The organism is Tropicibacter sp. Alg240-R139 (assembly GCF_900537075.1).
Taxonomy (GTDB): domain Bacteria; phylum Pseudomonadota; class Alphaproteobacteria; order Rhodobacterales; family Rhodobacteraceae; genus Falsiruegeria.
Window position 1 is genome coordinate 78477 of the sequence record NZ_UNRA01000007.1, and the last position, 26092, is coordinate 104568.

The 26092-nt window shown below is 58.9% G+C and carries 27 protein-coding genes; 10 read left to right on the forward strand and 17 right to left on the reverse strand.

Annotated features, from left to right (window positions below):
- Nucleotides 1–11: 11 nt before the first annotated feature.
- Complete coding sequence (locus G6R15_RS20665; RefSeq protein WP_164661878.1) at nucleotides 12–2372, reverse strand: mechanosensitive ion channel family protein; 2361 nt, start codon at nucleotides 2370–2372, stop codon at nucleotides 12–14.
- 628 nt (nucleotides 2373–3000) lie between these two features.
- Between G6R15_RS20665 and G6R15_RS20670 the strand changes: the two genes are divergently transcribed.
- Genes G6R15_RS20670 through G6R15_RS20700 form a run of 7 tightly spaced genes read left to right on the forward strand, consistent with a single transcriptional unit; the run spans nucleotide 3001 to nucleotide 9455 of the window.
- Entirely contained in the window at nucleotides 3001–4167 is a 1167-nt protein-coding gene (locus G6R15_RS20670; RefSeq protein WP_164661879.1) for a glycosyltransferase family protein, read from the forward strand.
- Nucleotides 4164–5408: a glycosyltransferase family 4 protein gene (locus G6R15_RS20675; protein ID WP_164661880.1), complete on the forward strand. Its 1245-nt coding sequence runs from the start codon at nucleotides 4164–4166 to the stop codon at nucleotides 5406–5408. The genes G6R15_RS20670 and G6R15_RS20675 overlap by 4 nt, the downstream gene beginning before the upstream one ends.
- Nucleotides 5409–5412: 4 nt before the next feature.
- A complete protein-coding gene (locus G6R15_RS20680; protein ID WP_164661881.1) occupies nucleotides 5413–6492 on the forward strand; it encodes a glycosyltransferase family 4 protein in 1080 nt (359 codons plus the stop codon).
- Entirely contained in the window at nucleotides 6489–7073 is a 585-nt protein-coding gene (locus G6R15_RS20685; RefSeq protein ID WP_164661882.1) for a histidine phosphatase family protein, read from the forward strand. The genes G6R15_RS20680 and G6R15_RS20685 overlap by 4 nt, the downstream gene beginning before the upstream one ends.
- Nucleotides 7070–8212, forward strand: a complete 1143-nt coding sequence (locus G6R15_RS20690; protein WP_164661883.1) for a glycosyltransferase family protein — start codon at nucleotides 7070–7072, stop codon at nucleotides 8210–8212. Before G6R15_RS20685 ends, G6R15_RS20690 begins: the two co-directional genes overlap by 4 nt.
- The gene (locus tag G6R15_RS20695) at nucleotides 8209–8982 is read left to right on the forward strand and encodes a polysaccharide deacetylase family protein (protein ID WP_164661884.1); all 774 of its coding nucleotides are present in this window, start codon (nucleotides 8209–8211) and stop codon (nucleotides 8980–8982) included. The genes G6R15_RS20690 and G6R15_RS20695 overlap by 4 nt, the downstream gene beginning before the upstream one ends.
- Nucleotides 8979–9455 (forward strand): class I SAM-dependent methyltransferase, encoded by a 477-nt coding sequence (locus G6R15_RS20700; RefSeq protein WP_164661885.1) that lies wholly within the window; start codon nucleotides 8979–8981, stop codon nucleotides 9453–9455. The genes G6R15_RS20695 and G6R15_RS20700 overlap by 4 nt, the downstream gene beginning before the upstream one ends.
- Before the next feature lie 169 nt (nucleotides 9456–9624).
- On the opposite strand, the gene G6R15_RS20705 is transcribed toward G6R15_RS20700, so the two are convergent.
- Nucleotides 9625–10767: an alpha-D-ribose 1-methylphosphonate 5-triphosphate diphosphatase gene (locus tag G6R15_RS20705; RefSeq protein ID WP_164661886.1), complete on the reverse strand. Its 1143-nt coding sequence runs from the start codon at nucleotides 10765–10767 to the stop codon at nucleotides 9625–9627.
- A gap of 53 nt (nucleotides 10768–10820) precedes the next feature.
- Here G6R15_RS20705 and G6R15_RS20710 point away from each other — a divergent pair, with 53 nt between their 5' ends.
- Nucleotides 10821–11504 carry a DUF1045 domain-containing protein gene (locus G6R15_RS20710; protein ID WP_164661887.1) on the forward strand — a complete coding sequence of 228 codons (684 nt, stop codon included), beginning with the start codon at nucleotides 10821–10823 and terminating at the stop codon, nucleotides 11502–11504.
- On the opposite strand, the gene G6R15_RS20715 is transcribed toward G6R15_RS20710, so the two are convergent.
- From G6R15_RS20715 to phnG, 7 genes are read right to left on the reverse strand one after another with little or no spacing between them, the layout of a single operon-like run.
- Entirely contained in the window at nucleotides 11486–12034 is a 549-nt protein-coding gene (locus G6R15_RS20715; RefSeq protein WP_164661888.1) for an AAA family ATPase, read from the reverse strand. The two genes, G6R15_RS20710 and G6R15_RS20715, sit on opposite strands and share 19 nt — an antisense overlap.
- Nucleotides 12031–12711 (reverse strand): phosphonate C-P lyase system protein PhnL, encoded by a 681-nt coding sequence (gene phnL, locus G6R15_RS20720; RefSeq protein WP_164661889.1) that lies wholly within the window; start codon nucleotides 12709–12711, stop codon nucleotides 12031–12033. The genes G6R15_RS20715 and phnL overlap by 4 nt, the downstream gene beginning before the upstream one ends.
- Nucleotides 12712–12723: 12 nt before the next feature.
- Nucleotides 12724–13494: a phosphonate C-P lyase system protein PhnK gene (phnK, locus tag G6R15_RS20725; protein WP_164661890.1), complete on the reverse strand. Its 771-nt coding sequence runs from the start codon at nucleotides 13492–13494 to the stop codon at nucleotides 12724–12726.
- Complete coding sequence (locus G6R15_RS20730) at nucleotides 13491–14351, reverse strand: alpha-D-ribose 1-methylphosphonate 5-phosphate C-P-lyase PhnJ (protein WP_164661891.1); 861 nt, start codon at nucleotides 14349–14351, stop codon at nucleotides 13491–13493. Before G6R15_RS20730 ends, phnK begins: the two co-directional genes overlap by 4 nt.
- A complete protein-coding gene (locus tag G6R15_RS20735; protein ID WP_164661892.1) occupies nucleotides 14348–15442 on the reverse strand; it encodes a carbon-phosphorus lyase complex subunit PhnI in 1095 nt (364 codons plus the stop codon). Before G6R15_RS20735 ends, G6R15_RS20730 begins: the two co-directional genes overlap by 4 nt.
- A 3-nt stretch (nucleotides 15443–15445) precedes the next feature.
- The gene (phnH, locus tag G6R15_RS20740) at nucleotides 15446–16021 is read right to left on the reverse strand and encodes a phosphonate C-P lyase system protein PhnH (RefSeq protein WP_164661893.1); all 576 of its coding nucleotides are present in this window, start codon (nucleotides 16019–16021) and stop codon (nucleotides 15446–15448) included.
- Nucleotides 16021–16479 (reverse strand): phosphonate C-P lyase system protein PhnG, encoded by a 459-nt coding sequence (gene phnG / locus G6R15_RS20745; RefSeq protein ID WP_164661894.1) that lies wholly within the window; start codon nucleotides 16477–16479, stop codon nucleotides 16021–16023. The genes phnH and phnG overlap by 1 nt, the downstream gene beginning before the upstream one ends.
- Nucleotides 16480–16582: 103 nt before the next feature.
- Here phnG and phnF point away from each other — a divergent pair, with 103 nt between their 5' ends.
- Nucleotides 16583–17293: a phosphonate metabolism transcriptional regulator PhnF gene (gene phnF / locus G6R15_RS20750; RefSeq protein ID WP_164661895.1), complete on the forward strand. Its 711-nt coding sequence runs from the start codon at nucleotides 16583–16585 to the stop codon at nucleotides 17291–17293.
- 147 nt (nucleotides 17294–17440) lie between these two features.
- Here the strand turns inward: phnF and G6R15_RS20755 are convergent, their stop codons facing one another.
- From G6R15_RS20755 to phnC, 5 genes are all read right to left on the reverse strand, one after another.
- Nucleotides 17441–18061 (reverse strand): chloramphenicol acetyltransferase, encoded by a 621-nt coding sequence (locus G6R15_RS20755; protein WP_164661896.1) that lies wholly within the window; start codon nucleotides 18059–18061, stop codon nucleotides 17441–17443.
- A 70-nt stretch (nucleotides 18062–18131) separates the two neighbouring features.
- Nucleotides 18132–19502, reverse strand: a complete 1371-nt coding sequence (phnE, locus tag G6R15_RS20760) for a phosphonate ABC transporter, permease protein PhnE (RefSeq protein WP_164661897.1) — start codon at nucleotides 19500–19502, stop codon at nucleotides 18132–18134.
- Entirely contained in the window at nucleotides 19499–20368 is an 870-nt protein-coding gene (gene phnE, locus G6R15_RS20765) for a phosphonate ABC transporter, permease protein PhnE (protein WP_164661898.1), read from the reverse strand. Before phnE (G6R15_RS20765) ends, phnE (G6R15_RS20760) begins: the two co-directional genes overlap by 4 nt.
- A gap of 65 nt (nucleotides 20369–20433) precedes the next feature.
- Nucleotides 20434–21342 carry a phosphonate ABC transporter substrate-binding protein gene (gene phnD, locus G6R15_RS20770; RefSeq protein WP_164661899.1) on the reverse strand — a complete coding sequence of 303 codons (909 nt, stop codon included), beginning with the start codon at nucleotides 21340–21342 and terminating at the stop codon, nucleotides 20434–20436.
- Nucleotides 21343–21412: 70 nt separating this feature from the next.
- Nucleotides 21413–22219: a phosphonate ABC transporter ATP-binding protein gene (phnC, locus tag G6R15_RS20775; protein WP_164661900.1), complete on the reverse strand. Its 807-nt coding sequence runs from the start codon at nucleotides 22217–22219 to the stop codon at nucleotides 21413–21415.
- A 265-nt stretch (nucleotides 22220–22484) separates the two neighbouring features.
- Between phnC and rpe the strand changes: the two genes are divergently transcribed.
- Entirely contained in the window at nucleotides 22485–23174 is a 690-nt protein-coding gene (gene rpe, locus G6R15_RS20780) for a ribulose-phosphate 3-epimerase (protein ID WP_164661901.1), read from the forward strand.
- 243 nt (nucleotides 23175–23417) lie between these two features.
- Here rpe and G6R15_RS20785 read toward each other — a convergent pair whose 3' ends face one another.
- The 3 genes from G6R15_RS20785 to G6R15_RS20795 are packed head-to-tail and all read right to left on the reverse strand — an operon-like array spanning nucleotide 23418 to nucleotide 26077.
- The gene (locus tag G6R15_RS20785; protein ID WP_164661902.1) at nucleotides 23418–24908 is read right to left on the reverse strand and encodes a class I adenylate-forming enzyme family protein; all 1491 of its coding nucleotides are present in this window, start codon (nucleotides 24906–24908) and stop codon (nucleotides 23418–23420) included.
- Between the two features lie 30 nt (nucleotides 24909–24938).
- Nucleotides 24939–25709: an oxepin-CoA hydrolase, alternative type gene (locus G6R15_RS20790; protein WP_164661903.1), complete on the reverse strand. Its 771-nt coding sequence runs from the start codon at nucleotides 25707–25709 to the stop codon at nucleotides 24939–24941.
- Entirely contained in the window at nucleotides 25706–26077 is a 372-nt protein-coding gene (locus tag G6R15_RS20795; protein WP_164661904.1) for a PaaI family thioesterase, read from the reverse strand. Before G6R15_RS20795 ends, G6R15_RS20790 begins: the two co-directional genes overlap by 4 nt.
- Nucleotides 26078–26092: the final 15 nt, after the last annotated feature.

Here is a 26092-nt window from a genome sequence, read left to right on the forward strand (position 1 = left end):
GCCCCCGAATTTTAATCCCGGTCGCCGCCAGGTCCGATGTCGTCGAGATAGTCCTCGTCGATAGCAGCCTGCACCGCCCCAGTCACAGCCTCGCGCTGTTTTGGCGAAAGATCTTTGGGGTCCTTCTCGTCCGCAAGGCGCACCGTGACTTCGCGGTGTGCGAACTTCACACCTTCGCGCGCGAACAGCTCGCGGATGTCCTGGTACACGCGTTTACGTACGAGCCACTGATCCCCCGGTTTGGTCATGAACTTAACGCGAATGATCATTGCCGAATCCTGCATCTCGATCACGCCCTGCGACTTGAGAGGTTGGATGAAATTTTCACCAATCACCGGATCTGTCAGCAACTCTTTCCCGAGGTTCTTGATCAGTTTGCGCACCTTTTCCACATCGGTGTCATAGGTCACCCGCAAAGGCAGCTTCATAATCACCCAGTCTCGGGAATAGTTCGTCAAAACCTTGATCTCACCAAAGGGAATGGTGTTGAGCGCCCCCAGATGGTGGCGGAGCTGGAATGAACGAACAGAGATTTTTTCGACCGTTCCCTTCACATCCCCGATGTCGATGTATTCTCCCTTCCGAAACGCGTCATCCAGCAGGAAAAACGCGCCTGAAAAAATGTCCCGTACCAGCGTTTGAGAACCAAAACCCACCGCCAGCCCGACAACACCCGCACCGGCGAAAAGGGGGCTTACGTTGATGCCGATTTCCAGCAAAACGATCAGCGCGATTGACACCACCACCACGGCCAGGATCGCGCCACGGAACAACGGCAGAAGGGTCGCCAACCGGCTGGCCGAAGAACCACCGCCCTCATCGCCCAATTCGCCTTCTTCCATATCTCCGCCTTCTTCAGCGATCTTGCTGTCGATCCAGATCCGAAAAAAGTGAAAGACGACGTAGCCGATGAACAGGATCATCATCACGTCCAGGAACCGCTCCATCGGCAGGTCTTGGGTCCAATCTGCATCCGGGTTCCAGATCACCAACAGCGCATAGGCACCAACAACAAAGGCCAGAATACCGGCCACACGACGCGCCAGATCCTCGTAGGTCGAGATCGAATGCGCCAATTCAATGGGCGGTACGGGTTGCGGTTCTTCACTTGCCTCGGCCTCGGCCAACTCGGCGTTGATCTGTTGCACCCTGCGAGACCGGTTAAAATACCGTTCCAGCATGTAATTCATCGCGCCATAGGCGACGACGACAGACATGAAAATGCCATAGGTTCCGGCAATCAACGGGATCGGAGCAGGGTTCTCCAACACCAAATCCAGCGCCAGAGAGAACCAGCTAAACGCGATGTAAAGGATCAGAACCGGGGCCCATGCGATCGAAATCGCCCACAGCATCCAGGATACCTGTTCTTTGCTGCGACCTGCCCGAATGGCCTCGGTGATCGCGCGCGCGTTGAACAGGATCATCAGAACATTAAGGGCAGCGCCCACCGCCGTCAGCACGCCATAAACCATGGCGTAGACGTTGTAGTTCAGCCCAAAGTCCGCGACCCAAGTGGCAAAAAGAACCGCCGAAATGTCATAGGTCGCCAGAACCGACGCCCAGATGTACAGCCGCGTGGCGTCCCTGTCAGAAAACGGTGGAATGCGGTACTGGCTAAGGAAGGGCGACAGCACCATGCGCCACAGATCGGACACCGTGCGCGACAGGAAGTACGCCGTGAAAATTGCTGTGACGGTGAATTGGACCGAGATGTCGTCAGATTCACCGAAGATCAGATAGCTGATAATTGTGGCAAACAGCATGGCAAACAGCGTGCCGCCGATCCCCATGGCAAAGCGGAACACCAGGAACGGCATCTTGTCCCGGTATCCAAAAGGGTTTTCCTTGATCCGCGAAACGACGTACTTTTTGGCGACCCGCTTGCCGTAAATCTCAACCGACAACCATCGCCCGATTAGCAGAAGGCCGATATTGATGGCCAACACCCAAAGATACGTACTGATCTGTCCGTCCGGGCTTGTTTGGCGCAGAATATACTGAACCTCAAAAATGGAATACGGCAGTGCTGCCAATCTGGATTCCAACGCTTTTCGGAACTCGGCCCATTGCGATTGCGCCTGCATCAACTGCGAGGCCTCTCCCATCGGGTCGGCCTTATCGGCGCCCCCGCCTTCTCCAGGCGCCTGACCTGCCGTGGCGAGGTTGCCCGAACTGTCAATGACAATCACGCTGGCCCCGGCCTCGGTCGCCTCGCGGATTGCAGTGGCCAGATCGCTGTCCGTGTCTGTTTCGCTGCTGCTAGAGCCAGACGCACCGGAATAAAGTGACAATTGCGCCTGTGCGGTTGTGGTGGAAACCGCAATAGTCAGCGCCAGCATTGCAAGAATGCGAAGGACAATGGTCAGCATAGAGGTCTTTCTTTGGGTAACTTAACCTGGCAAGGAACCTATCGGACAGGTGCATGTTATTCAAATGACTTGACCACATAGCAATGACACCAGCAGAAAACTCACCTTTCCGTGACAGATCAGCCGGTTTCGCGCGCAGTATCGTGTTTTCAATCCCGATCTTGTCCAATAGAACCGCGTGAAAGAGACCGACACAGGTCTCGTCCGAACGCCACACTAACCAGCACAAAAATGTCTGACGCCGATCGGGCGGCCGCGCAAAACAGGATTTGAGCATGAGGTCACGCGCCTTGGAAAACAGGATGGACGGGGCGCTTCTGGGATCGGGCATTTTGTCGTGGCCGACCGGCCCCATCTTGCCGGGCACGCATCCCTGTGCACCTGGCTTGACCTGTATCAAGGCACCCGCAAAGCAGAACATCGATGCAAGAGCTGTGGCAGAGGCGCAATTGGCTAAAAGTCAAATGCCAAGCGCCCGAATTCGAAGCTTTGGTTTTCGCTGTACAATTCGATACGGTGCCTCTGAAGCAAGCAATTTGTTCAGCGCGAATCCGAGGTCGAAGACGTGAACACGGGCGAGGACGCTAATAAGACAGTTTCTCAGGGCGCCTATCGTGCGCCCCGTATCATGCTGTACAGCCATGATACTTTTGGTTTGGGGCACTTGCGGCGATCCCGTGCTCTGGCCGCCGCTATCACTGCCGCTGATCCGCATGCTTCAGCGCTGATTCTGACAGGATCTCCAGTTGCGGGTCGCTTTACCTTTCCACGGCGGGTCGACCACGTACGTTTGCCTGGTGTCACGAAACGAAGCGATGGCTCTTACGCCTCGCAAACCATCGGTATGGGCATTGAAGAAGTCACAGACCTCCGGTCCGGTCTGATTTGTACTACGGCCAAACAATATGAGCCGGACGTTTTGATCGTCGACAAGGAGCCTACGGGGTTTCGTGGAGAGCTTCTGCCAACTCTGGAAATGCTTCAGAACGGCGGTAAGACGAGGCTGGTTCTGGGACTACGCGACGTTTTGGACGAGCCTGAGGTGCTGGCCACCGAATGGGAGCGCAAGGACGCTGTGACCGCGACCGAACGGTTCTATCACGAGATTTGGGTCTATGGTCTGCGCTCGATCTATGATCCGACCGCGGGTCTACCGCTGTCGGCAGATGCTCAATCCCGGATGCATTGGACCGGTTATCTGCGGCGCGAAGCCAGCGCTGACGGCAAACCACCCGAGCAGCCTTATGTTCTGATAACTCCCGGCGGCGGCGGCGACGGCAGGGCCATGGTCGATCTGGTGCTCAGCGCCTATGAAAAAGACCCAACGCTCGCCCCGCGCGCGGTTCTGGTCTACGGCCCGTTCCTGTCGGGTGAGCTGCGCGAAGACTTTGAAACCCGAGTCGAGGCGCTGAACGGGCGCGTGACCGCCGTTGGTTTTGAATCCCAGATCGAAACCATTTTCAAAGGGGCTCAGGGCGTGATCTGCATGGGCGGGTACAACACCTTTTGCGAAGTTCTGTCGTTCGACAAGCCCGCCGTGATCGTGCCCCGCACCACGCCGCGCCTGGAACAATGGTTGCGCGCGTCCCGCGCCGAAGATTTGGGTTTGATCCGCATGCTGGATGAGACACGCGACGGGCTGACACCGGATGCCATGATCCAGGCCATTCGTGGTCTGGCGGAGCAACCCAAACCCTCGCAGGCCATTTCGTCCGGGCTGCTCGACGGGCTGAACTATGTCACACACCGGGTGAATGCCCTACTGACCAACAAGACGGAACAAGCCGCTCAATGACGTCCCAAAAACCGCCACTGGCGATCGTGGTCAAAGGCTGGCCGCGCCTATCCGAAACATTCATCGCACAGGAACTGGCTGCACTCGAAGACAGCGGCCACGACTTCGACATTTGGTCGCTGCGCTATCCCACCGACAAAAAGCGCCACCCGCTGCACGACCGGATCAAGGCGCGTGTGCGCTATCTGCCCGAGTACTTGCATGAAGACCCCGAGCGGGTCTGGCATGCGCGGACGGCGGCCCAAGCCCTGCCAGGTTACGGCGAGGCCTATCGCATCTGGCGCGCTGATCTGGCGCGCGATCTGACCCACAATCGAATTCGTCGCTTTGGCCAGGCCTGCGTTCTGGCCACCGAACTGCCCGAAGGCACCCAAGGTCTCTACGCGCACTTCATGCATACGCCATCCTCGGTCGCGCGTTACGCTGCGATCATGCGGGGTTTGCCGTGGAGCTTTTCGGCCCATGCCAAGGACATCTGGACATCTGATGAGTGGGAAAAACGCGAAAAGCTGAGCGCGGCGACCCACGGCGCGGTCTTTGGCGCCACTTGCACCGCCTTTGGGGCCGAACACCTGCGCGAGATGGCGGATGACCCGGCGCGCGTGGATTTGGTCTATCACGGTCTTGACCTCACCCGCTTTCCTGCGCCGCCCGAACGCGCGTTGCGCGATGCGTCTGATCCGTTCCACATGGTTTCCGTCGGACGTCTGGTCGAAAAGAAGGGGTTTGACCGGCTCATTTCAGCCTTTGCCCAACTTCCCACTGGTCTGAATTGGCACTGGACACACATCGGCGGCGGCGGCCTGAAGGATGCGCTGCAAGCCCAAGCCGAAGAGGCCGGTGTCGCAAGCCGGATCACCTGGCGCGGCGCTTGTGATCAGCCTGAGGTTATCGAAGCGATGCGCGAAGCCGACCTTTTTGTTTTGCCCAGCCGAATCGCCGAAGACGGCGATCGCGACGGATTGCCCAACGTGCTGATGGAGGCGGCCTCGCAGATGTTGCCGATCCTGTCGACGCCTGTCTCTGCGATCCCCGAATTCATCGACAGCGGCACCCACGGTTTGCTGGTCGAAGATGACCCGGCCAAACTGGCAACCGCGATCCGTGATCTGGCCGACAACCCGTCACAGACACAGGCCTATGCCACAGCCGCGCACGACCGCCTGGTTGGAGAGTTCGGCATGGCCCCGGGTATCGCGCGCCTGTCCACCCGGTTGACCCAGTTGATGCAAGGCGGCTGATCCCATGACCCGTGTTGCCTTTTACGCCCCTATGAAGTCCCCGTACAGCGCGGTGCCTTCGGGGGATCGTGAAATGGCGCGCAACCTGATGGCGGCGATTGTCCAACGCGATGGCGCACAGGTCGATCTGGTCTCCGAGCTCAAGATCTATGACAAAGTGGGAGATACGGAGCGACAGGAAAAATTGCGACAACAAGCTGATGCCGAAGTCGCGCGACTGACCCGAGACCTGCATCGCGACACCCAACTGTGGGTGACATATCACAACTATTACAAAGCCCCCGATCTGGTCGGCCCACGCGTCTGCGAAGCGTTGGGTATTCCCTATATTCAGATTGAAAGCACCCGCGCCTATAGCCGCCTAGACGGCCCCTGGTCGGGTTTTGCGCAAGCGGCCCATGATGCCTGCGACGCGGCCCGGGCGATCTTTTACCTAACATCCAATGACCTGATCACCCTTGAACGCGAGCGCGCCGGGGCCCAACATCTGGTGCATTTCCCGCCCTTTCTGCCCACAGATGACCTGCCCGAAGCCAGCACCCTGAAAGGACCAATGCTAACAGCCGGCATGATGCGCGACGGCGACAAGCTGCGGTCCTATGAGATCATCTCCGAGACACTTTCGCACCTGACGGGCAACTGGCAGCTGAACATAGCCGGGGACGGCCCCGCCCGATTGCAAGTCGAACACCTAATGGCCCCGCATGGGTCACGCGTGCGGTTTCTGGGGCAGTTGGATCGCAGCGAATTAGACAAGGTTTACCGCAAGGCGTCTTTATTCCTGTGGCCGGGTGTCAACGAAGCCTTTGGTATGGTCTATCTTGAGGCGCAGGCACATGGCCTGCCCGTAGCTGCGCAGGATCGTCCGGGTGTGCGCGACATTCTTCCGGGGGGTGAGCACCCTCGCCCGGAAGATGGACCAGAAGCATTGGCAACACAAGTCATGACGTTCTTGAACAATGCCCAACATCGCGCCAAATGTGGTGCAAACGCCCGTGAGATGATCCTGAACACTCATCTTAGGCCAGCCGCGACCGAGCGGTTCTGGTCTGCTGTCGCCCCGCTTTTGAAAGGTGCCCAATGACCCGTCTTGCCCTTCTTCGCCATGGTCACACCGCATGGAATCGCGCAGGCCAGATCCAGGGGCGCAGCGACATTCCGCTCGATGATGAAGCGCGCCGCGATCTGTCCCAGTTCAGCCTGCCGCCGGAATGGGCAGGAGCTGAATTGTGGTCGAGTCCCTTGGGCCGCGCCCGCGAAACGGCCGAGATCGTGGCTGGTCGTGCGCCGCTGACCTCGCCCGAGCTGACCGAAATGAACTGGGGACTCTGGGAAGGTAAACGCGGCGTCGATCTGTTAGCAGAGCCCGGCAGCGGGTTCAGACATATCGAGCACTGGGGCTGGGACTACTGCGCACCTGAGGGTGAAAGCCCCCGTGAATTGTGGGCGCGATTAGAGCCGTGGGTCCGGTTTCGCAACACGGATACGGTTGCTGTCTGCCACATCGGGATCATGCGGGTAATTCTGGCCAAGGCGCATGGATGGGATTTCGATGGAGAGGCCCCTTTCAGGATCAAGCGCAACCGGTTGTTTGTCGTCGATCTTGATACTTTCGCACCCATGCCCGAACCCGTGCGCTTGATCAAAGCCGAGGATTCTGCATGAAGGTATTGATCGCCGTCACCCATTTGTTGGGCAGCGGCCATCTGAGCCGGGCCCTGACATTGGGCTGCGCCTTTGCCCGCAAGGGGCATGACGTCGTTCTGATCTCGGGCGGGTTTGCCGTGCCTCAACTGGACACACACGGCGTTGATGTGCGCAACCTGCCCCGGCTCAGATCGGATGGCACAAACTTCACCCGGTTGCTAACTGATGTCGGCGACGTTGCGGACGACGCGTATTTGGCCGCGCGATCCCAAGCTATGGTCGACATTCTGCATGCTGTTAAACCCGACGTGCTGATCACCGAGCTGTTCCCCTTTGGTCGACGGGTGCTGCGGCATGAGTTTCTAACTTTGCTGAGAGCCGCGCGTGCCTTGCCCAAGAGATTGCTGATTTGCTGCTCGATCCGGGATATTCTGGCACCGCCATCGAAGCCGGAGAAGGTCGAGAAAACGGATATCATCCTTTCGGATTTCTATGACGCGGTTTTGGTTCATTCCGATTTCCGGACAACACGGCTTGAAGCAAGCTGGCCGGTGTCCAAGGCACTGGAAGCCAAGCTGATCTATACTGGCTATGTCGCGCCCCCTGCAGCGGGCGCAGGCACCGATCGCTTCGGCGAGGGAGAAATCCTGGTTAGTGCGGGTGGCGGAACGGTGGGCACACCGATCTTTCGTACGGCCATCGAGGCCGCCCGAAAGATCACCAACAGGCGCTGGCGCCTTTTGGTGGGTGGCTCCGATTCCGCGACAAGAATCGCTCAGTTGATGCAAGATGATCCGCCAGAGAACGTGATATTCGAACCGGCCCGCCCCGACTTTCGCCAAATGCTATATCACGCCTCTGCATCGGTCAGCATGTGCGGTTACAATACCGCTTTGGATATTTTGCAGGCTGGCACACCAGCCGTTTTGATCCCCTTTGATGATGGCAACGAGGTCGAGCAAACCCTCCGGGCAGAGAGCCTGGCCAATTTACCCGGGTTCAGCGTTTTGCGAAGTGCCGAATTAACAGGCCCCAAATTGGTTCGTTCCATCGAGGACGTCATCAATGCCCCTCCACGATCCCGCAAGACCGCTGATTTTGACGGCGCCACAAAAACGGTTGAGTTCATCGAGGCCAGACTGGAGACATTCGTATGACACCTGATTGGTCACCGTTGGAAAGAGAGCTTGCGCTTTGGTGGGCTGAAGGGAAATCCCTCCCCCTTTGGTGGCGCGATGATGATGCGGTAGAGCCGACCGCGGCGCTTGATCGGCTGGGCGCTTTGTCGGAAGAACTCAGTATCCCGGTGCATCTTGCGGTAGTCCCGGCCTATGCCACTGAAACTTTATCGGAAAGGCTTGCCCCTTCGTCTGGCATGATACCTGTCGTGCATGGTTGGGCGCATCAGAACCACGCGCCCGCTTTGGAGAAGAAAGCCGAGTTTCGAATGCACCGCCCCGTCAGTGAAATCACTGCTGACGCCGAACGTGGCCTGAGCCGGTCGCAAGCAATGTTTGGATCGTCACTAATGCCCATGTTCGTGCCGCCATGGAACCGGATCGACCATGAGATCGTGGAAGGATTGCCAAGTTTGGGCTATAAGGTTCTGTCCACTGCGACCCCACGCAAGAGGCCCTTTGCCACCCCCGGCCTGTGGCAGATCAACACCCATCTCGATCCCATCGATTGGCGAGGCACACGCGGTCTGGTGCCCGAAGATCAACTGATTTCCCAACTGGTACAGCACCTACAGGATCGCCGCACCGGCGTGTCCGACAATGCGGAACCGTATGGCCTGTTGACCCATCACCTGGTTCATGATCAAGACATCTGGCGTTTCACCCGAGAGGTTCTGCTCCGTTTGCTGGACGGGCCAACCCGGTGCTGGACAATGGCCGAGACCCTGGAAAAGGACCCCACCCCATGAGCCGACTGGATTCAATGCTGCGCCGTTTTACTGCTCAGAGGGACGGATTGAACTGGGCTGCTCAAGCCGTTGCCGATCTGGACGGGGACGTGCTGGACATGGGGTTGGGCAACGGTCGTACGTATGATCACCTGCGCGAAATTCTACCCGGTCGCCGTATCTGGGTTATGGATCGAGTGTTGCAATGTCATCCGTCCTGTGTGCCCCCGGAAACGGACTTCTTGCAGGGTGAGGCCGAGCCGATGTTGCGGAAACTGGCGGAATGCGGCCAGACGATCGCTCTGGCGCATTATGATTTCGGCATGGGGATCAAGGAGGATGACGTCGCTGAATCTGCGCGGCTGAGCCCGCTGATCGCTGCCGTGATGAAGCCGGGGGGATTGCTGGTATCGGGCCAACCCCTTGTAGGGTTCGAACACGTAAAAGGCCCAGAAACCATCGCCCCGGATCGCTATTTGTTTTATCGGGTCTAACGCAGACCAGATTCACAAGGAGCTCCCGCCCGCCGTCGATGCCCCTTGCGGGACAGCTCCTCTGGTTGGGCCGCGCTCATACGGGCGAGCCCGTATGAGCCTCGTGTGCGGCACCCGATGTCCGACATAATGGATGCAAATTGAAAGGCACCAGGTGGCGTAAGACAGATCAGGCCACTTGCATTCCACAGGACCAGACTGCCCGCAGCGCCGGAACGCCTGCTCGCATCCGGAAACGTAGGAAATCAGCTCTGGCACCGACGCGCAAAGCACCACGATCCTGCAATCCTACGGCCAGAGCTGGAGCCAATGTCGCCGTCTTAATACCGCGTGCCATGTCGCCCCAAATTTCACCCAGTTTAACCGCAGACAGCAATAGCGCCGAGGGCACATAGTCCGACGAGACGATGTCCAACAAGTCCAGCTCTGCCAGCTCATGCGCAGCCACATTGCCCGAATGTGACCCGCCCCGGATCAAGTTGGGGGCGCCCATCATCACCTGGATGCCATGCTCGTGACAGGCCCGCGCGGCTTCGACAGTGGTCGGAAACTCGGCCAGTCGGATCCCGTGGCCCGCCGACACCGCAACCTGTTCGGCTGTTGTGTCATCGTGACTCGCCAGCACTGCACCATACAGACCGGCCTGTTTCACCGTCTCGACCTCGTGCAGATCGCCGTATTGATCCCGCAGCCCCTTGAGTTGCGCGACATGCTGCAAGAAATCATCATCACTCATCGAGTGCTTGCCCTTCAAATAGGACTCAAGTTTGGTCATATCGCGGAACTGCCGCTGTCCCGGCGTGTGATCCATCAGCGAGACAATGCCCACGCGGTCTTCTTCACCGAACTCGCGCAGCTCATCCGCCAAGGTCTGCGAACACACTTCGGCCCGCAGATGCAGGAAATGGCTGATCTTGAGCGCGTCCGCCGCGCGCAGTTCCAGCAGCTCGGTGGCTAGATTGCGCGCGTATTTTCCATAGCGCGCCCTACCTGACGGGATCGACCCAACCCGCATGGCATCAAACACGGTTGTAATACCAGTGCCTGCCAGTTCTGCATCATGCGCGATGATCGCCGCCGCGTGGGGCCAATCGACCTTGGGGCGTGGCTGGATGTGGCGTTCCAGGTTGTCGGTGTGCAACTCGATCAGGCCGGGGCAGATGAAATCGCCCTCACAGTCGATGGCTCTCGCAGGAACCATTGAACCGCTGTCGATGGCTTCGATGTGCTCGCCCACCACCCGCAGGGACCCTTTGCGGATCTCATTGGGAAAAATCAGCGTCGCATTGGCAAGGATCAATTCTTCTGTCATCTGAACTTCACATGGTTTGAGCTATTGGGAAGGCCACGACATAGGAGGCCAATGTGACATTCACGCGATACGCGATCTATTTTGCGCCACCCGCCGATGCGGAGTGGGCCCGGTTTGGTGCCAGCTGGTTGGGGTGGGACGCGGAAACTGGTGAAACGGTGGCCCATCCTGAACTTGCAGGACTGAATGTGGCCCAAATCACGGCGACGCCGCATAAATACGGTTTGCATGGAACCATCAAGCCGCCGTTCCGGTTGACCGAAGGGCAGACGGTTGAGGCGCTGCACCAGGCCAGCGCTGACTTGGCCACCTCGATGGCTCCAGTCTGGCTGGACGGGTTGGAACTGGCACGGCTGGGACGGTTCCTGGCGCTGCGTCCGATGGGTGACACCAGTGAACTGGGGGAATTGGCTGCACAAGCTGTGCGTGGTTTGGACGGCTTTCGTGCGCCCGCCCCGCCGTCGGAACTTGATCGCCGCCGGGCGACTGGTTTGAACCCTGCGCAAGAGGCGAACCTGCTGCAGTGGGGCTATCCTTACGTGATGAACGAATTCCGCTTTCACATCACCCTCACCGGCAAACTGCCGAAGCCCGAGTTGCCCGGCGTTCAGGACGCGCTGGAACAAGTGCTGACCCCGATGCTGCCCAAACCCTTTGTCATCAGCGATCTGGCGCTTGTGGGCGAGCGCAGCGATGGCCGGTTCCAGATGATCCATCGCTACGCACTTTCCCGCTGAAGTCGGGACAGGATCATCTGGACCGTTTGATCCAAGGCGCCGGAGTTGTCGACCTTGATCACCCGGCGCAGCCCTTTGGGCAGTTTCAAGCGCGCCCGGTCCAGACGACGCTGGCGATCTTCGACGCTCTCACGTGCCCGACGGTTCAGCCGCGCGGCCAAAACTTCAGGCGAGGCCGTGAGCGCCACCACCACAAAGTCGTCAAACAATTCTTGCGCGTCCAAAAGCACCGAGCGGGACAGGTTCACCAACAGGCCACGCGCTTGGCTTCGCTGCTCGTGGATCGACTTAGGAATACCGTAACGCATGCCATGCGCTTCCCAATGCAGCAGGAAGTCACCCACTGCCAAACCAGCCTCGAATTCATCTTCGGTCACGCGTTCGAAATCTTCGCCATCCTCGCCCGACGGTCGGGTGATGACCCGACGCACCAATTGCAGGGCATCGCCACGCGCGGCCAATGCCTCCATGACACTGTCCTTGCCCACGCCGGACGGCCCAACAACGGCTATGACGGTTGCCAGGGTCATGCGGCCACCGGCGTGAAGTGCGAAACGTTGACTTCGCGATCACAGACCCGCTCGCGGGCTTCTGCGTCGTGGAAGATGCCAACGATAGCTGTGCCCCGTGCCTTGGCTTCTTCGATCAGGGACAACACGGTGTCACGGTTGGTGGCGTCCAAGCTGGCGGTGGGTTCGTCGAGCAGCATCGCCGGGTAACCATGGGCAAAGCCGCGCGCGATGTTCACACGTTGCTGTTCACCGCCCGAAAAGGTGGTTGGGCTGAGGGTCCACAGACGTTCCCGGATGTTGAGCCGCTCCAGCAATCCGGTCGCCCTTTCCAGCGCCTGCGCTTTGTCGACACCAATGGCTAACAAGGGTTCAGCCACCACTTCCTGCGTCGGCACACGCGGCACCACGCGCAGGAACTGGCTGACATAGCCCAGGGTTTCCCGCCGCAAGGCCAGAATCTCGCGCGGCTCGGCTTGCGCCACATCAAGCCCGCCAACCACGACACGACCTGAGGCCGCCAAGTAGTTGCCATAGATCACCCGCATCAGGGTGGATTTACCAGCCCCCGAAGCACCCGTGAGGGCCACGCATTCGCCGGGGTTCACCTTCAGTGTTGCGCCTTCCATCACCGGGATGATGGCGCTGCCTTGATTGTGAAGTGTGAAGCTTTTGCTTACGTTATCGAGTTCAATCATCTCTCTCGTCCCTCACACTTGCAGAACGCTGGAAACCAACAGCTGCGTGTAGGCATGTTGTGGGTCGTCCAAAACCTGGTCGGTCAGGCCAGCCTCGACCACGTGGCCGTCTTTCATCACCATTAGTCGATCTGCCAGCAGGCGCACCACGGCCAGATCATGGGTCACGATGATGGCGCTCAGTCCCATTTCGCGCACCAGCCCCCTGAGCAGATCCAACAGACGCGCCTGGACCGAAACATCCAGCCCGCCGGTGGGTTCGTCCATGAATACCAGCCGCGGCCCGGTCACAAGATTGCGCGCGATCTGCAACCGCTGCTGCATCCCGCCCGAAAACGCCGTCGGGCGATCGTCAACGCGGCTTTCGGCAATTTCGACTCGGCCGAGCCAATCGACGGCCTTGTCCCTGATGTTACCGTAGTGGCGATCCCCCACAGCCATCAGGCGTTCGCCTATATTGCCGCCAGCACTGACCGACATACGAAGCCCGTCGCGGGCGTGTTGATGAACAAAGGCCCAATCAGTGCGCCCCAGCATTCGCCGTTCCGGCTCGGACATCTGTAGCGTATCCACCGGACCGTCCGCGCGGGTGTCAAAGATCACCTGCCCTGCATCCGTTTCCAGATGACCTGCCAGACAGTTCAGCAAAGTCGACTTTCCCGACCCACTTTCGCCCACGATTCCCATGACTTCTCCGGGGTAGAGGTCAAAGCTCACATCCTTGCATCCGATCAGCGCGCCATAGTGCTTTTCGATACCTTTGACTTGCAAGAGCGGTGTCATGCCGCGTCCTCCGTTCCCAATCTGCCTACATGGCCTGCCGCGCGACGCGAACGGCAGAAATCGGTGTCCGAGCAAACAAACATCCGGTTGCCCGCATCATCCAGGATCACCTCGTCCAAATAGCTGTCTTCGGCCCCGCACAGATCGCACGGATGGTTCGCTTTGGACGCCACAAAAGGGAAATCCTCAAAATCCAGGCTCACCACCTTGGTATGAGGCGGCACCGCATAGATCCGCTGTTCGCGGCCCGCACCAAAGAGCTGGATCGCCGACATTTCAAGTTTCGGATTGTCGAACTTGGGGATCGGTGACGGGTCCATGACATAGCGGTCCTGCACCATCACCGGATAGGCATAGGCGGTTGCGATGTCGCCATGCTGGCTGATGTCCTCATACAGCTTCACATGCATCAGCCCGTATTCCTCAAGGCTGTGCATCTTGCGAGTCTCGGTCTCGCGCGGTTCAAGAAAGCGCAGCGGTTCCGGGATCGGCACCTGATACACGAGAATCTGATCCTCGGTCAGCTCGGCCTCGGGGATGCGATGGCGGGTCTGAATCAAGGTTGCCTTTTCGGTCTCTTCGGTCACAGCCACGCCCGCAGTGTTCTCAAAGAACTTGCGGATCGACACGGCGTTGGTGGTGTCATCAGCACCCTGGTCGATCACCTTGAAGGTATCGTCAGGGGTTAGCGTAGCCGCCGACACCTGCACCCCACCTGTGCCCCAACCATACGGCATCGGCATCTCACGACTGGCAAAAGGCACCTGATAGCCCGGCACTGCCAACCCTTTGAGGATGGCGCGGCGGATCATCCGCTTTGTTTGTTCGTCCAGATAAGCGAAATTGTATTCAGTCATTCCGCAGCCTCCTGATGCGCGGTGGTTCTCTCCTCAACTTCACGGCGCAGCTTGCGAACCAATTCCAGTTCAGATTGGAAGTCGACGTAATGCGGCAGTTTGATGTGTTCCAGAAAACCGGTCGCTTGGATGTTGTCCGAATGGCTGAGCACGAATTCCTCGTCTTGTGCAGCCGCTCCTAAATTGTCCTCGCCCAGCTCTTCCCACCGCAAGGCGCGGTCGACCAGCGCCATGGCGATGGATTTGCGTTCGGATTGCCCAAAAACCAGACCATAACCGCGCGTGAACTGCGGCGGCTCGGTCTTGGAGCCCTGGAACTGGTTCACCGTTTCGCATTCGGTCAACTCCAGCTCGCCAATCTCGATGGCAAAGCCCAGCTCGGGGATGTCCATCTCGACCGCAACCTTGCCAATCCGCAATTCGCCGACAAAGGCATGATTGCGGGCGTAGCCGCGTTGAGTCGAATAGGCCATGCCAAGGATGAACCCTTCGTCCCCACGTGTCAGTGATTGCAGGCGCAGGGCACGGTTGGCGGGAAACTCCATCGGCTCGCGAGTCAGATCTCCGGGCACTGCGTCACTTTCCGGTTCGCGCTGAATAATGTCTTCACCTTGCAGGAACTCGGTGATGTGTGGGGTGACGTCCTCACGAGGGGTACCTTGCTCAGTCGGTGTGACCTCGCCTTCGGCGGCCAATTTGAAATCTAACAGACGATGCGTGTAGTCAAACGTCGGGCCCAGCACCTGCCCGCCCGGCGCGTCCTTGAATGTTGCTGATATGCGGCGGTCACAGGCCATCTGCCCCGTCTCCACCGGTCGGCTCGCACCGAAACGCGGCAATGTCGTGCGGTAAGCGCGGATCAAAAAGATCGCCTCGATCAGATCGCCGCGCGACTGCTTGATCGCCAGCGCCGCCAGATCGGCGTCAAACAACGAACCCTCGGCCATGACGCGATTGACAGCAAGGCTCAGCTGCTCGCGGATCTGCGCAGTGGACAGCTCTGCCACCGACGTATCGCCACGTCGTTCCTCGGCCAGCCAGGCGTGGGCGTTTTCGATGGCGCGTTCGCCACCTTTGACAGCTACATACATGCCTTAGCCCTTTGCAATTTGCGTGCTTCGCGGCAGGGCCGCGACTTGGGTGCCGCTGGTGAAAAAGAAATCCATCCCGAGGGGGTAGAGCATCGAATTGGCCTGAAGTGCTGGGATGTCAGGCAGGTTCAATTGCGACGTGTTTTTGATGCCCGGTCCCGACAGCGTGGCTCCGGTCTGGGCCAACGCGTGGCATTCGACAATCAAGGTCGCAGATCGATCCGGGTATTCCGAGGTGCCGATCCGATAGGTTTTTAGCGGCAGAAGATCAGTCCAAGTGCCCACAGCAAAGTCCGCCTGTGCGGCATCAACCAACGGTGCGCCAGTGTGGAAGGTCAGCCATTGGCGCATCTCGGGCGTGTCGCTCGCGCCAGCCAGATACACACCCGTTTCCGGATCACAGAGCGTCAAAAGAAGCGTCGCCGCCGCCCCGGATACGGGCACAGGGGCTTGTGCACCGGACAGGGTACGAATTTCACCTGGTCGGGCCATGACGGTCATGGCCGCACGAAAGGCGTGGGCCGCGTCGACCGGCGTGTTCGAGAACCCACCTGCAAATTGAGTTGCTTGCGCCTGCATCAATCCTCTCCTCGAACCATGGTGAAAAACTCGACTTTTGTCGCCGCGGCCTTTGCTGCCCGGTTTGATTTGGTTTGTGCCACCTGATCGGCGAGTGGCTTCAGGACGTCGCGTTGCACAAGGGCCGCGGCCTCGGTCTGCATCAGCGCGTCAATCAGAGCCGCGGCTTCGGCTTTGGGCTTGGAGCGCCCCTGAATATAGCCATGCCCCACAGTTCCATCACCCAGAACCAGTGAGCAGCGTGTCACTGTCATTTCGCCCACGTTGAACGGTGCTCCCGTACCGCCCATGCGGCCACGTACCATCACGCCGCCCACCTCGGGCACGCGCAACCAGTCAAAGGAAGGGCGGTTGTCCATCGCGCCCCACAACGCCATCATTACCTCTTCGGGCGCTGACGCGATTAGGCTCATCCACGCTTTGCGGGCGGAATTACCGGTGTCTATCTCATTTGCCATTTTAGCCTCTTGGCGAAGTTGTCTACAACAACTATACAACTAGACAAATAATAGACCTTTACCTTTCACCCCGCAATCCTGAGACTTGTGAAGATTTAGTGACATGAGCCGCACACCCGTTTGGAAGACCATCGCCTCGAGCCTGATCTCGGACATCGCCGAAGGCCGATACCGCCATGGCGACCGCCTGCCGACCGAGGTGCAGCTGTCCGCCACCCACGGAGTGAACCGCCACACCGTGCGGCGCGCCTTGGCAGAACTGTCTGAGCAAGGTCTGGTTCACGCACGTCGAGGCGCGGGGGTGTTTGTGGCAGCTCGACCAACCGACTATCCAATTGGCAAGCGCGTGCGATACCACCAGAACATCTCAGCCAGTGGAAAGATCCCCGGCAAGCAAATCCTGGCGCTGACAACCCGCGCCGCCGACGCGCAAGAGGCCGAAGCCCTGGAGCTAAAGACTGGTGGCCCAGTGCATGTCTACGACGGGCTGTCCCTGGCAGACGAGCTGCCAATTGCGGTCTTTCAAAGCGTCTTTCCAGAGTACCGCTTCCCGGAACTACTTTCTGCTTTGGAAAACACGCGATCGGTCACGCGCGCCCTGCAAGAGCTTGGCATCGCAGACTACACCCGCAAATGGACCCGCCTGACGGCCCGCCGTGCCAGCGCAACGCAAGCCCTGCACCTACGTGTTGCCGAAGGAGCGCCCGTGATGCAATCGGTGGGTGTCAACGTCGACCAAGACGGTCACCCGGTCGAATTCGGCCGCACGTGGTTCGCAGGCGATCACGTCACCCTGACCTTCGGCGATCCATAAACCAAGCGCTCCCGCCCGTCGACGATGTTTCTGACAAAACACCTCCCGTTGGGTCGAGCGCCGGGCCTTGTCCGGCGCCCGACCCAAAGCCACTAGCGGTGCCGACAAAGTCGGGACCGCTCGGGTGCGGGAGCTCCCCTGAATTTGTCAGGTGTATTTGTCCAGGAAAGCTTCAGCCCTCATGGACCGGAAATCACCCAACCGTTCGCGCAGAACGTCATGACTCCAGTCCCACCAGGCCAGCTCCATCATCCGTTCTGCCACTTGCACGGTGAACCGACGCCGCACTTCAGTGGCCGCAACGCCTGCCACAATCGTGTAGGGTGCCACATCCTTGGTCACCACAGCGCCCGAGGCAACCACCGCGCCGTGGCCGATTGTGACCTCGGGTTTGATGATCGCAGCGTGGCCGATCCAGGTGTCGTGCCCGATCTGCGCCACGCGGCTGGCGCGATGGGCGAACCAATCGGTATCATGTTCAACATCCGCCCAATAGTCTGCTGAGCGATAGTGAAAATGATGTAACGACGCCTTCTCCATTGGGTGATCCGTCGCGCCGATCCGGGTAAAGCTGGCGATGTTTGAAAACTTTCCAATCTGGGCATTTGCCACATCACAAGTCCTGTCGCAGTACGAATAATCCCCCCATACTGTGGTGTTCAACCGGGTGCCCGCCCCGATCTCGACATAAGCCCCGAACTGGCTGTCATGGATCTGGCAGTCAGAATGGACAGTTGGTGTTTCGGGCTTCAAGCGGGGTTCAGTCATCTTTTTTCTTTCTCAAACAGAACACGTCGCTGGCGAGGCGTACCCGTCAGCGGTGTATCTTGAAGCAATCTCAGGGCAAGACAAAGGGCTTGGCCTTGGAGTCCACCTTGCGTTTGCGCGGTGTCTTGACGTCGCCCGAGATCAGCTTGCGGCGCAGCCAGCCCGAGAACCAGTCCATGAACATCACCATCAAGATGATCAGCACGATGTAATACGCCACCTCTTCCCAATCCTTTTGGGTGATGATCGCTTGCGTCAGCAGCAAGCCGATACCGCCCCCCGTGATCGCGCCAATGATGGTCGCGCTGCGGGTGTTGGACTCCAGGAAATACAGCAACTGACTGATCAGCACCGGTGTGATCTGCGGGATCACTCCGAACCGATAACGTTGCGGCGCATTGGCCCCGGTGGATTGCACGCCCTCGATCTGTTTCTTGTCGACGTTTTCCAACGCCTCTGAAAATATCTTACCAAAGGTGCCAGTATCAGTCACCAAGATTGCCAAGGCACCCGTAAGCGGGCCAGGACCAAAAGCGCGGCTCAGAACCACGGTCCAGATCAGTGCATCCACGCCGCGAACAAAGTCGAATACCCGACGCACGCCAAATCGAACCGACCCCAGCGGATTAAAGTTCCGGGCCGCGATGAACGCCAGTGGCAGTGCCACAATCCCGGCCCCAAGTGTACCCAGAAAGGCCATCAGGATCGTTTCAAATATCGCCCAAGCCACATCCTGATGCCGCCACATCTTGTTGGTCCAGAATTCAGTCCAGATCGCGCCTGCTTCTCCGGCAAAGGCCAGCCCCATCAGCTCACCCGGACCTTTGCCATAGTAGGGGCTGTCGAGGGTGAACCAGAACAGTTCCCAGCCGTTGAAATAACGGAACACTTCTGAGCGGTTGCGGGTCACTGTCAGACGGCCTGCATCTGTTGTCACGGCCAGTCGGTTCTTGGACACATTGATCCAGTCGGGAACATCGCCCGCAGGCAATTCGGCCTGCACACCTTTGCGGCGGTCTGGGGTCGTGCGGATCAGACCATAGCCCGGCACGTCGTATTCGATACTCTTTAGACCAAAGGTGACGACATGCCCGTTTTCGAGGTCGATCACCGTGGTCTGCCCCATTTCGACCCAATCGGGTGATGTGCCTTCGGGATATTCGCCCTTGCGTTCGCCTTCGATGGCGACCGACACCTCACCGTTGCGATTGTCACGGGTCACATGGGTTTTGTAGCTGTAGCTGTCCGCGACCAGTGTCTTGCCGTTTTTCCAGCTGGCCTTTTCGTAGAGGCCGGCAACGTCAAAAGCAAAGAACACATAAGCTAGATAAAGCAGCACCAGCAGCGGCAAGCCAAAGTTCATGATCCGCTTGCGGACGAACAGTTTGTCAGCCTCAGATTTTAGCGCCTCGATAGGTAGGTTGGTGGCAAAGGTGCTCATTTTGCGGCTCCGTGGGTTAGACGATTGCGCAGGACGCCAGACAGCTGGTCGACCAGAACGATTGTGACAAACAGCAGGATAAAAATCGCAGCGGCCTCGTCATACTTTCCCTGCCCCCAGGACATTGAATTGCGCAGCTCATATCCGATGCCGCCTGCGCCAACAAAACCCAGGATCGCCGAGGCGCGGATGTTGATCTCGAACCGCAGCAGAGCGTAGCTGACGTAATTCGGCCCCACCTGCGGTATCACGCCCAGATACATCCGCTGCGCCCAAGACGCGCCGACGGAGTGCAGCCCCTCGACAGGTTTGAGCGAGGCGTTTTCGTTCACCTCAGAGAACAGTTTACCCAGAGCACCCGCCGTGTGAATGGCAATGGCGATCATGGCAGGAACCGGTCCACCGCCCAGAACAAAGATTAGAACCAGCGCAATCACGATCTCGGGGACGGCACGGCAGATGTCGCTGATCCGGCGAAAGAGCGGGATCAGCGCAGGCCAAGGCGCCATGCCGCGCGTGGCCAGCAGTGACAGAAAGGTGCCGACAACCGCGCCAATCAGGGTCGAGGCGGCTGCGATGTTCAGTGTCTCGATCAAGGCGGGCATGAAATGCACCAGATGGGCGGGCAACAAAGCGACCTTTTCCCATGCCTCGCTAAGCACCTCGGTCGGGTAGTCTAGGATACGATGCCAGCCGTCTGTAAACGAGCCCGCATTGCGCGCGTCCGCAGTGCGGAAACCGGCCGCCATCAGGCTGACGAAGAGGATCAGGAGAATACCACCATAGACCCGTTTGCGCTGTACCTGCGCGGCGTAGTCGTCGCGAATTTCTGCGACCGAAGGGGACCCTGCACTCAGGTCTGTCATTGGAATGCTCCTGTCAAAAACGGGGCCCGGCGATTGTGCCGAGCCCCGAGAATTTGGCGCTGAAATCAGTTGGACTTCAGTTTGCGCGCTTCGATGATGACTTCGTAAGCGTCATGGCCGATCGGCTGAACTCCCTTAGCTTCTCCCGACAGGACGCCGTAAGCGCAATCAGGGTCCATCGACGGCAGCGAGGCCATCAGAGCAGTGAACTTGACTTTGACGTCTTCGGGCAGCGCCTTGCGCAAAACAATCGGACCCTCGGGGATCGGCTTGGACTGCCAGATCTTGACCAGATCGTTCATGTCGACCAGACCAGCATCAACCGCACGACGCAGTGCACCTGAGTTAAAGCCATCTTCCCATTCACCCAGGCCGTCGGCCCAGCTTACACCAGCGTCGATGTCGCCATTGTTGACGGCTACGATGGTTTGTTCGTGACCTCCGGTGAACTTAACTTCACCAAAGTAATCGCCCGAGGTCATGGTCGCGCCGGTCACTTCGGGGATCTCGATCGAGGGGATCAGGAAACCCGAGGTCGAGTTGGGATCACCAAAACCAAAGGTTTTGTCCTTCAGGTCTTCGATCGAGGTGATGCCGCTGTCCTTGCGGGCAAAACCGATCGAGTAATAGCCGTAACCGCCGTCGTTGTTGACCTTGACCAGGATTGGTTCGACCGCTTCGGGGTCGGACAGATAGGTCTTGGCGTAGCCCGAAGCGCCCAACCAAGCCATATCGATGGTGCCGCCCAGCAGACCCTGGATCACGCCATTGTAGTCGGCAGGGGCAAACAACTTGGTTGGAACACCCAGCAGTTCCTCGGTCTTGGCGCGCAGGCATTCGTTATTGTTCAGACGATCCTGAGCGTTTTCGCCACCCAGCAGGCCGATGCGAAACTCGCTGATAGTGTTGTCTTCAGCCAGGGCCGGTGCGGCCAGAGCTGTGGTTGCTATGAGAGCAGCGATCAGTTTTTTCATCTTGGGTTCTCCGGTTAAGTTTTCCCGACCCCCCATCGGGTCCGGGTGATGAAATGGATTTGGAGCGGCCTTAGACCGCTTCTTTGACTGGTCTGGGTTCGAGCGTTTCGATCTCGGTCGAGGTCGCGGCCTCGGAAAAATCGGCACCAGCGCCATAGATTTCGCGGGCAACACCCGTGGTCAGTTGTTCGGGCAGGCCGTCAAACACGATGCGTCCGTCGCGCATGCCAACGACGCGGTCGCAATAGCGGCGTGCAGTGTCCAACGTGTGCAAGTTGGCAATCACTGTCCGGCCGTCCTCCTCGTGGATGCGGCGCAGGGCCTGCATCACGACCTGAGCGTTCATCGGATCGAGCGAGGCGATGGGTTCATCCGCCAGAATGATCTTAGGGTCCTGCATCAAAGCGCGCGCGATGGCCACGCGCTGCTGCTGGCCACCCGACAGAGCCTCAGCCCGTTTGGGGGCGTGTTCGGCAATACCCAGACGATCAAGAATGTCGATGGCCTTGTGGATGTCGGCCATGGGAAAGAGGTTAAACATTGTCGATAGGGTCGAACGTCGGTTGAGCGTTCCGTGCAGCACGTTCGAAACCACATCCAGACGCGGCACCAGATTGAACTGCTGAAAGATCATGGCGCACTCGGCCTGCCAGGCGCGCTTGTCGTTGCCCTTGAGAGCAGTCACGTCGCGCCCGTCAAAAGTAATCGAGCCTTCAGTGGCATCCTCAAGCTGGTTCAACATGCGCAGCAGGGTCGACTTGCCCGCCCCGGACCGTCCGATGATCCCGATCATGCACGGCTTGTCCACTTCAAGCGTGGCCGCATCAACGGCAATGTTTTTGCCGAAACGCTTGGTGAGTTGTTTGATCCGCAGCACGAGCCACCCCCAATGATTGTTGAAGGGTGGCTAAGCGTGAAAGACAAAACGTTTGTGTCGACGCAGTGAAGCTTTTGTAACGGCGTCGAATTTTTGAACGCGCCGGAAAAGGATTGCAGATGCAGACGTTCGCATTTTCTTTACAGCGAAGAAATGGTCTGTATCGGGTCATGCGCAATCAATGGGGCACCCCTGTTCGCGCGCGCATTTTCGGCCTATATCAACCGGCGACTCGCTCTGACCCACTCATACGCAGGTGCCCCCCATGACCTTTGACCGTTCAATCAAGATTGCCCCGTCGATCCTGTCCGCTGATTTCGCCAATTTCGGCCAGGAAATTCAGGCAATCGAAGCACAGGGCGCCGATTGGGTGCATGTGGATGTAATGGATGGGCATTTCGTGCCAAACCTCACCTTTGGACCGATGGCGGTCAAAGCGTTTCGTCCTCATGTCAAAACAGTGATGGACGTACACCTAATGATCGCACCGGTTGACCCCTATATTGACGCCTACGCCGATGCAGGCGCCGATGTTCTGACCGCGCATGTCGAAGCAGGAGCCCACACCCACCGTACCCTTCAGGCCATTCGCGGCGCAGGCATGAAGGCGGGCGTGGCACTGAACCCAGGCACCCCGGCTGAAGCGGTGGAACACCTGTTGGACTTGACGGACCTGGTCTGTGTAATGACCGTGAACCCTGGCTTTGGCGGACAAAAATTCATCGACATGACCAGCAAAGTCCGCCGCTTGCGCGAGATGATTGGAGATCGTCCCATTCACATCGAAATCGATGGAGGTGTTGACCCGAACACAGCCCCGCTGGTTGCCCAGGCAGGTGCAGATGTCCTGGTCGCGGGGTCAGCTGTATTCCGCGGCGGATCGGTTTCGAACCCCGAAGTGTACGGCGAGAACATCCGCACGGTCCGCGCTGCAGCCGAGGGCGTATACGTCTAAACTTTTCGTTCACAGGACGGAGCGCTCCCGCCCGTCGTCGATGTTTCTTACGAAACACCTCCTCCCGTTGGGCCGGGCCTCGCTACGCTCGGCGGTTGGCGCTTGGTCGCACCGGTCGGCGGTTCTAACAAAAGTCTCGTTCAGGCGAGACCGCACCGAGCCGAAGGCGAGGTGCTGGGCCCAAGTCCGATAGCGGTGCTGACGCAGTCAGGATCGCTCGGACGCGGGAGCGCCCCGAATTGCCTAGTCCAGACGGTCGGCGAAGTGATCGAGAAGTCTGTGTTTCAAGATCTTTCCAGTGGGGGCCGCTGGCAATTCGGTGGCCACAATAATGCGCGACGGTCGTTTGTAGCCCGTCAGACGCTCAGCGGCGAAACCTTTCAGATCATCTGCATCCGGCATATCGTCTTCGGCGGCCTGAACAAAGGCAAAAACAAGCTCGTCCCCATTCACCATGCATCCAATCACTGCCGATTGGATCACCTGAGGGTGATCGTTGAGCGCCGCTTCGACCTCGGGCGGGTAGACGTTGAAACCGCCGTGGATGATCAGCTCTTTCGACCGCCCCGCGATGTGCAGCCGCTTCTGTTCGTCAAAATAGCCCAGATCTCCAGTGCGTAACCAGCCGTTAACCAACGCCGCCGCAGTGGCCTCTGGGTTGCGATAATAGCCCTTCATCACATGGGGACCGACTGTCAGAACCTCGCCAACGCCGTCCCCGCCGCCCTCGACCGTCTCGTCGATTTTGACCTTGACCCCTGGCAAAGCCGATCCGACCGAGATGTCCGGATCGCCCAGTTCATTGCTCGACGCGCTCACCCCGGCCGTGCTTTCTGTCAGGCCATAGCCGTTCTGGATCGGCACGCCATAGAATGCTTCGGCTTTCCGTTTCCAAGCGGGATCAAGTGGTGCAGCACCCGACGATGTGTAACGCAAGGCGCAATCCTGCAACCCATCCACCCCCTGTTCCTTGGCGTACTGCATCAGCAACGCATGCATCTGCGGTACGGCGGAAAACAAGGTCACCCCATCCCGCAGCTGATCATAAAGCCGCGCCGCCGAAAACCGTGCCTCAAGTCTGACCTGCGCACCTGCGTAGCCCGCCGCTGTGACCACCGAGCACAGACCAAACACATGGGTAATCGGCAACACCCCATAGACCACATCATCAGGCGTCATCGTTCGCAGATTGGCCGAAGTGACGCCTCCGAAACGTACGTTGTCATGCGTCAGCATAACCCCCTTAGGCGTTCCAGTCGTTCCCGTAGTAAAGAGCATTACAGCCACGTCATCCAGATCCGCATCCGGGTCGCTGGCAAAGGGGGCAGCAATATGAATCGCGCCGAATTCACCAGCAAGGGCTTCAGCCCCCAACGTCTCGGCGTGCTTCACTGCATCTGGCGAGGCCGCTGTTGTCAGAAGAACCAAAGTAGGCCGCGCATGTTCGATAATCGTTGCCAACTCGCCGGTCGTTTGCCGAGCATTCACCGGCACCGCACAGGCTCCAATCCGGGAACATGCATAGAGTGCAGCGACGGCTGCACAGCAATTCTCGGACACGATCATGACCCGATCGCAAGGCTGCGCTCCACGGGCCAGCAGCGCTGCCGCCAAAGCATCAACGGCCTGACCTAACGCCGCAAAACTCCATGCGGTTCCGCCACTGTCGGTCAATGCAATTGCATCCGGGCGAACCTTGATCTGTTCATCTAGAAAATCATGCCATTTGGTCATGCGACACTCCCCTGTCGTCCAAGCATCGTGCTAGAAACTTGGTTTGCGCTTTTCCAGAAAGGCCGATATCCCCTCGCCCGCCTCGTTTCCGGCGACAGCCCGAACCATGGCATCACGCTCTGCATCCAACTGCGCGGCCTCAAACTGCTCATAGGCGTGCCCCACAAGCGCGCGGATCACCCCTTGCGCTTCGCGTGGTCCGCGCGCCAATGAATCCGCCAGTTCTTGTGCCACTGTCAAAGTCTCGCCCGGCTCGACAAGTTCAGCGACAACGCCAAGAGTTGTCATACGCGCTGCTTCGACCGGGCGGGCAAGCAAACACATCTCTGTCGCCAGCGGGCGCGGCAACATCCGCGCAAGCGCCGAGGTCAACCCACCATCCGGCACCAACCCAGCCTTGACATAGGCAGCCGTGAAATTGGCTCCCTTCGCAGCAACAATCAGATCGCAGGCCAAGGCCAGCGACAGGCCCGCGCCTGCCGCGCCACCTTCTACAGCGGCAATCACTGGAACCGGGCTCCCCCGTACGGCGCGTATCACATCGTGAAGCAATTCGACACGGGCTCGACGTTCGTCTTCCGACAACTTGCGCCGTTCGATGAGAACGTTCAAATCGCCCCCGGCGCAGAAAAACGGTCCCTCACTGGTGAGAACAATGGCCCGAATGCGTACGTCCTGTGCCTGGTCAACGGCCTGCTGGATCGCATCATACAAATCAGGTGTCAGCGCCCCGCGCTTCGCGGAGTTGCCATTGACCACAACCAACCGGTCACCCTGATCCTCGACCCAGGCCAGGTTCATGGGTTCGCCTTTTTGCTACCGCGCTTGAATGTGCCTTGCGCCATGGCCACCAGTTCCCCGTCTTCATTGCGCAGCTCACCGGACACATAAGCAATCGAGCGCCCATTGCCTGCGGGCTGCCCCACGGCAGTCACCCGTCCGCCTCGCCCAGCCGAGACAAACTGCACATTCAAAGCAACCGTCACGACCGGGGCCGGATCTTCGGGACAAAACATGGCCGAGGCCGTCTGGCCACAAGCTACGTCCAGTAGCATCGAAACAATGCCGCCGTGCAGGATGCCATGATAGTTTAGATGCTCCGGTCCGATATCAAGATAACAGGCCCGGCTCGTGCCCGTTCGGCTGTGGTCGATCTCATACCCGGTCATCGTTTGACAACCGGA

What these genes read in the sequence shown, in the direction of transcription:
- G6R15_RS20665 (WP_164661878.1), bottom strand. Translation starts at nt 2,372, where the DNA reads ATGCTGACCATTGTCCTTCGCATTCTTGCAATGCTGGCGCTGACTATT.
- G6R15_RS20670 (WP_164661879.1), top strand. Translation starts at nt 3,001, where the DNA reads ATGCTGTACAGCCATGATACTTTTGGTTTGGGGCACTTGCGGCGATCC.
- G6R15_RS20675 (WP_164661880.1), top strand. Translation starts at nt 4,164, where the DNA reads ATGACGTCCCAAAAACCGCCACTGGCGATCGTGGTCAAAGGCTGGCCG.
- G6R15_RS20680 (WP_164661881.1), top strand. Translation starts at nt 5,413, where the DNA reads ATGACCCGTGTTGCCTTTTACGCCCCTATGAAGTCCCCGTACAGCGCG.
- G6R15_RS20685 (WP_164661882.1), top strand. Translation starts at nt 6,489, where the DNA reads ATGACCCGTCTTGCCCTTCTTCGCCATGGTCACACCGCATGGAATCGC.
- G6R15_RS20690 (WP_164661883.1), top strand. Translation starts at nt 7,070, where the DNA reads ATGAAGGTATTGATCGCCGTCACCCATTTGTTGGGCAGCGGCCATCTG.
- G6R15_RS20695 (WP_164661884.1), top strand. Translation starts at nt 8,209, where the DNA reads ATGACACCTGATTGGTCACCGTTGGAAAGAGAGCTTGCGCTTTGGTGG.
- G6R15_RS20700 (WP_164661885.1), top strand. Translation starts at nt 8,979, where the DNA reads ATGAGCCGACTGGATTCAATGCTGCGCCGTTTTACTGCTCAGAGGGAC.
- G6R15_RS20705 (WP_164661886.1), bottom strand. Translation starts at nt 10,767, where the DNA reads ATGACAGAAGAATTGATCCTTGCCAATGCGACGCTGATTTTTCCCAAT.
- G6R15_RS20715 (WP_164661888.1), bottom strand. Translation starts at nt 12,034, where the DNA reads ATGACCCTGGCAACCGTCATAGCCGTTGTTGGGCCGTCCGGCGTGGGC.
- phnL (WP_164661889.1), bottom strand. Translation starts at nt 12,711, where the DNA reads ATGATTGAACTCGATAACGTAAGCAAAAGCTTCACACTTCACAATCAA.
- phnK (WP_164661890.1), bottom strand. Translation starts at nt 13,494, where the DNA reads ATGACACCGCTCTTGCAAGTCAAAGGTATCGAAAAGCACTATGGCGCG.
- G6R15_RS20730 (WP_164661891.1), bottom strand. Translation starts at nt 14,351, where the DNA reads ATGACTGAATACAATTTCGCTTATCTGGACGAACAAACAAAGCGGATG.
- G6R15_RS20735 (WP_164661892.1), bottom strand. Translation starts at nt 15,442, where the DNA reads ATGTATGTAGCTGTCAAAGGTGGCGAACGCGCCATCGAAAACGCCCAC.
- phnH (WP_164661893.1), bottom strand. Translation starts at nt 16,021, where the DNA reads ATGCAGGCGCAAGCAACTCAATTTGCAGGTGGGTTCTCGAACACGCCG.
- phnG (WP_164661894.1), bottom strand. Translation starts at nt 16,479, where the DNA reads ATGGCAAATGAGATAGACACCGGTAATTCCGCCCGCAAAGCGTGGATG.
- phnF (WP_164661895.1), top strand. Translation starts at nt 16,583, where the DNA reads ATGAGCCGCACACCCGTTTGGAAGACCATCGCCTCGAGCCTGATCTCG.
- G6R15_RS20755 (WP_164661896.1), bottom strand. Translation starts at nt 18,061, where the DNA reads ATGACTGAACCCCGCTTGAAGCCCGAAACACCAACTGTCCATTCTGAC.
- phnE (WP_164661897.1), bottom strand. Translation starts at nt 19,502, where the DNA reads ATGAGCACCTTTGCCACCAACCTACCTATCGAGGCGCTAAAATCTGAG.
- phnE (WP_164661898.1), bottom strand. Translation starts at nt 20,368, where the DNA reads ATGACAGACCTGAGTGCAGGGTCCCCTTCGGTCGCAGAAATTCGCGAC.
- phnD (WP_164661899.1), bottom strand. Translation starts at nt 21,342, where the DNA reads ATGAAAAAACTGATCGCTGCTCTCATAGCAACCACAGCTCTGGCCGCA.
- rpe (WP_164661901.1), top strand. Translation starts at nt 22,485, where the DNA reads ATGACCTTTGACCGTTCAATCAAGATTGCCCCGTCGATCCTGTCCGCT.
- G6R15_RS20785 (WP_164661902.1), bottom strand. Translation starts at nt 24,908, where the DNA reads ATGACCAAATGGCATGATTTTCTAGATGAACAGATCAAGGTTCGCCCG.
- G6R15_RS20790 (WP_164661903.1), bottom strand. Translation starts at nt 25,709, where the DNA reads ATGAACCTGGCCTGGGTCGAGGATCAGGGTGACCGGTTGGTTGTGGTC.
- G6R15_RS20795 (WP_164661904.1), bottom strand. Translation starts at nt 26,077, where the DNA reads ATGACCGGGTATGAGATCGACCACAGCCGAACGGGCACGAGCCGGGCC.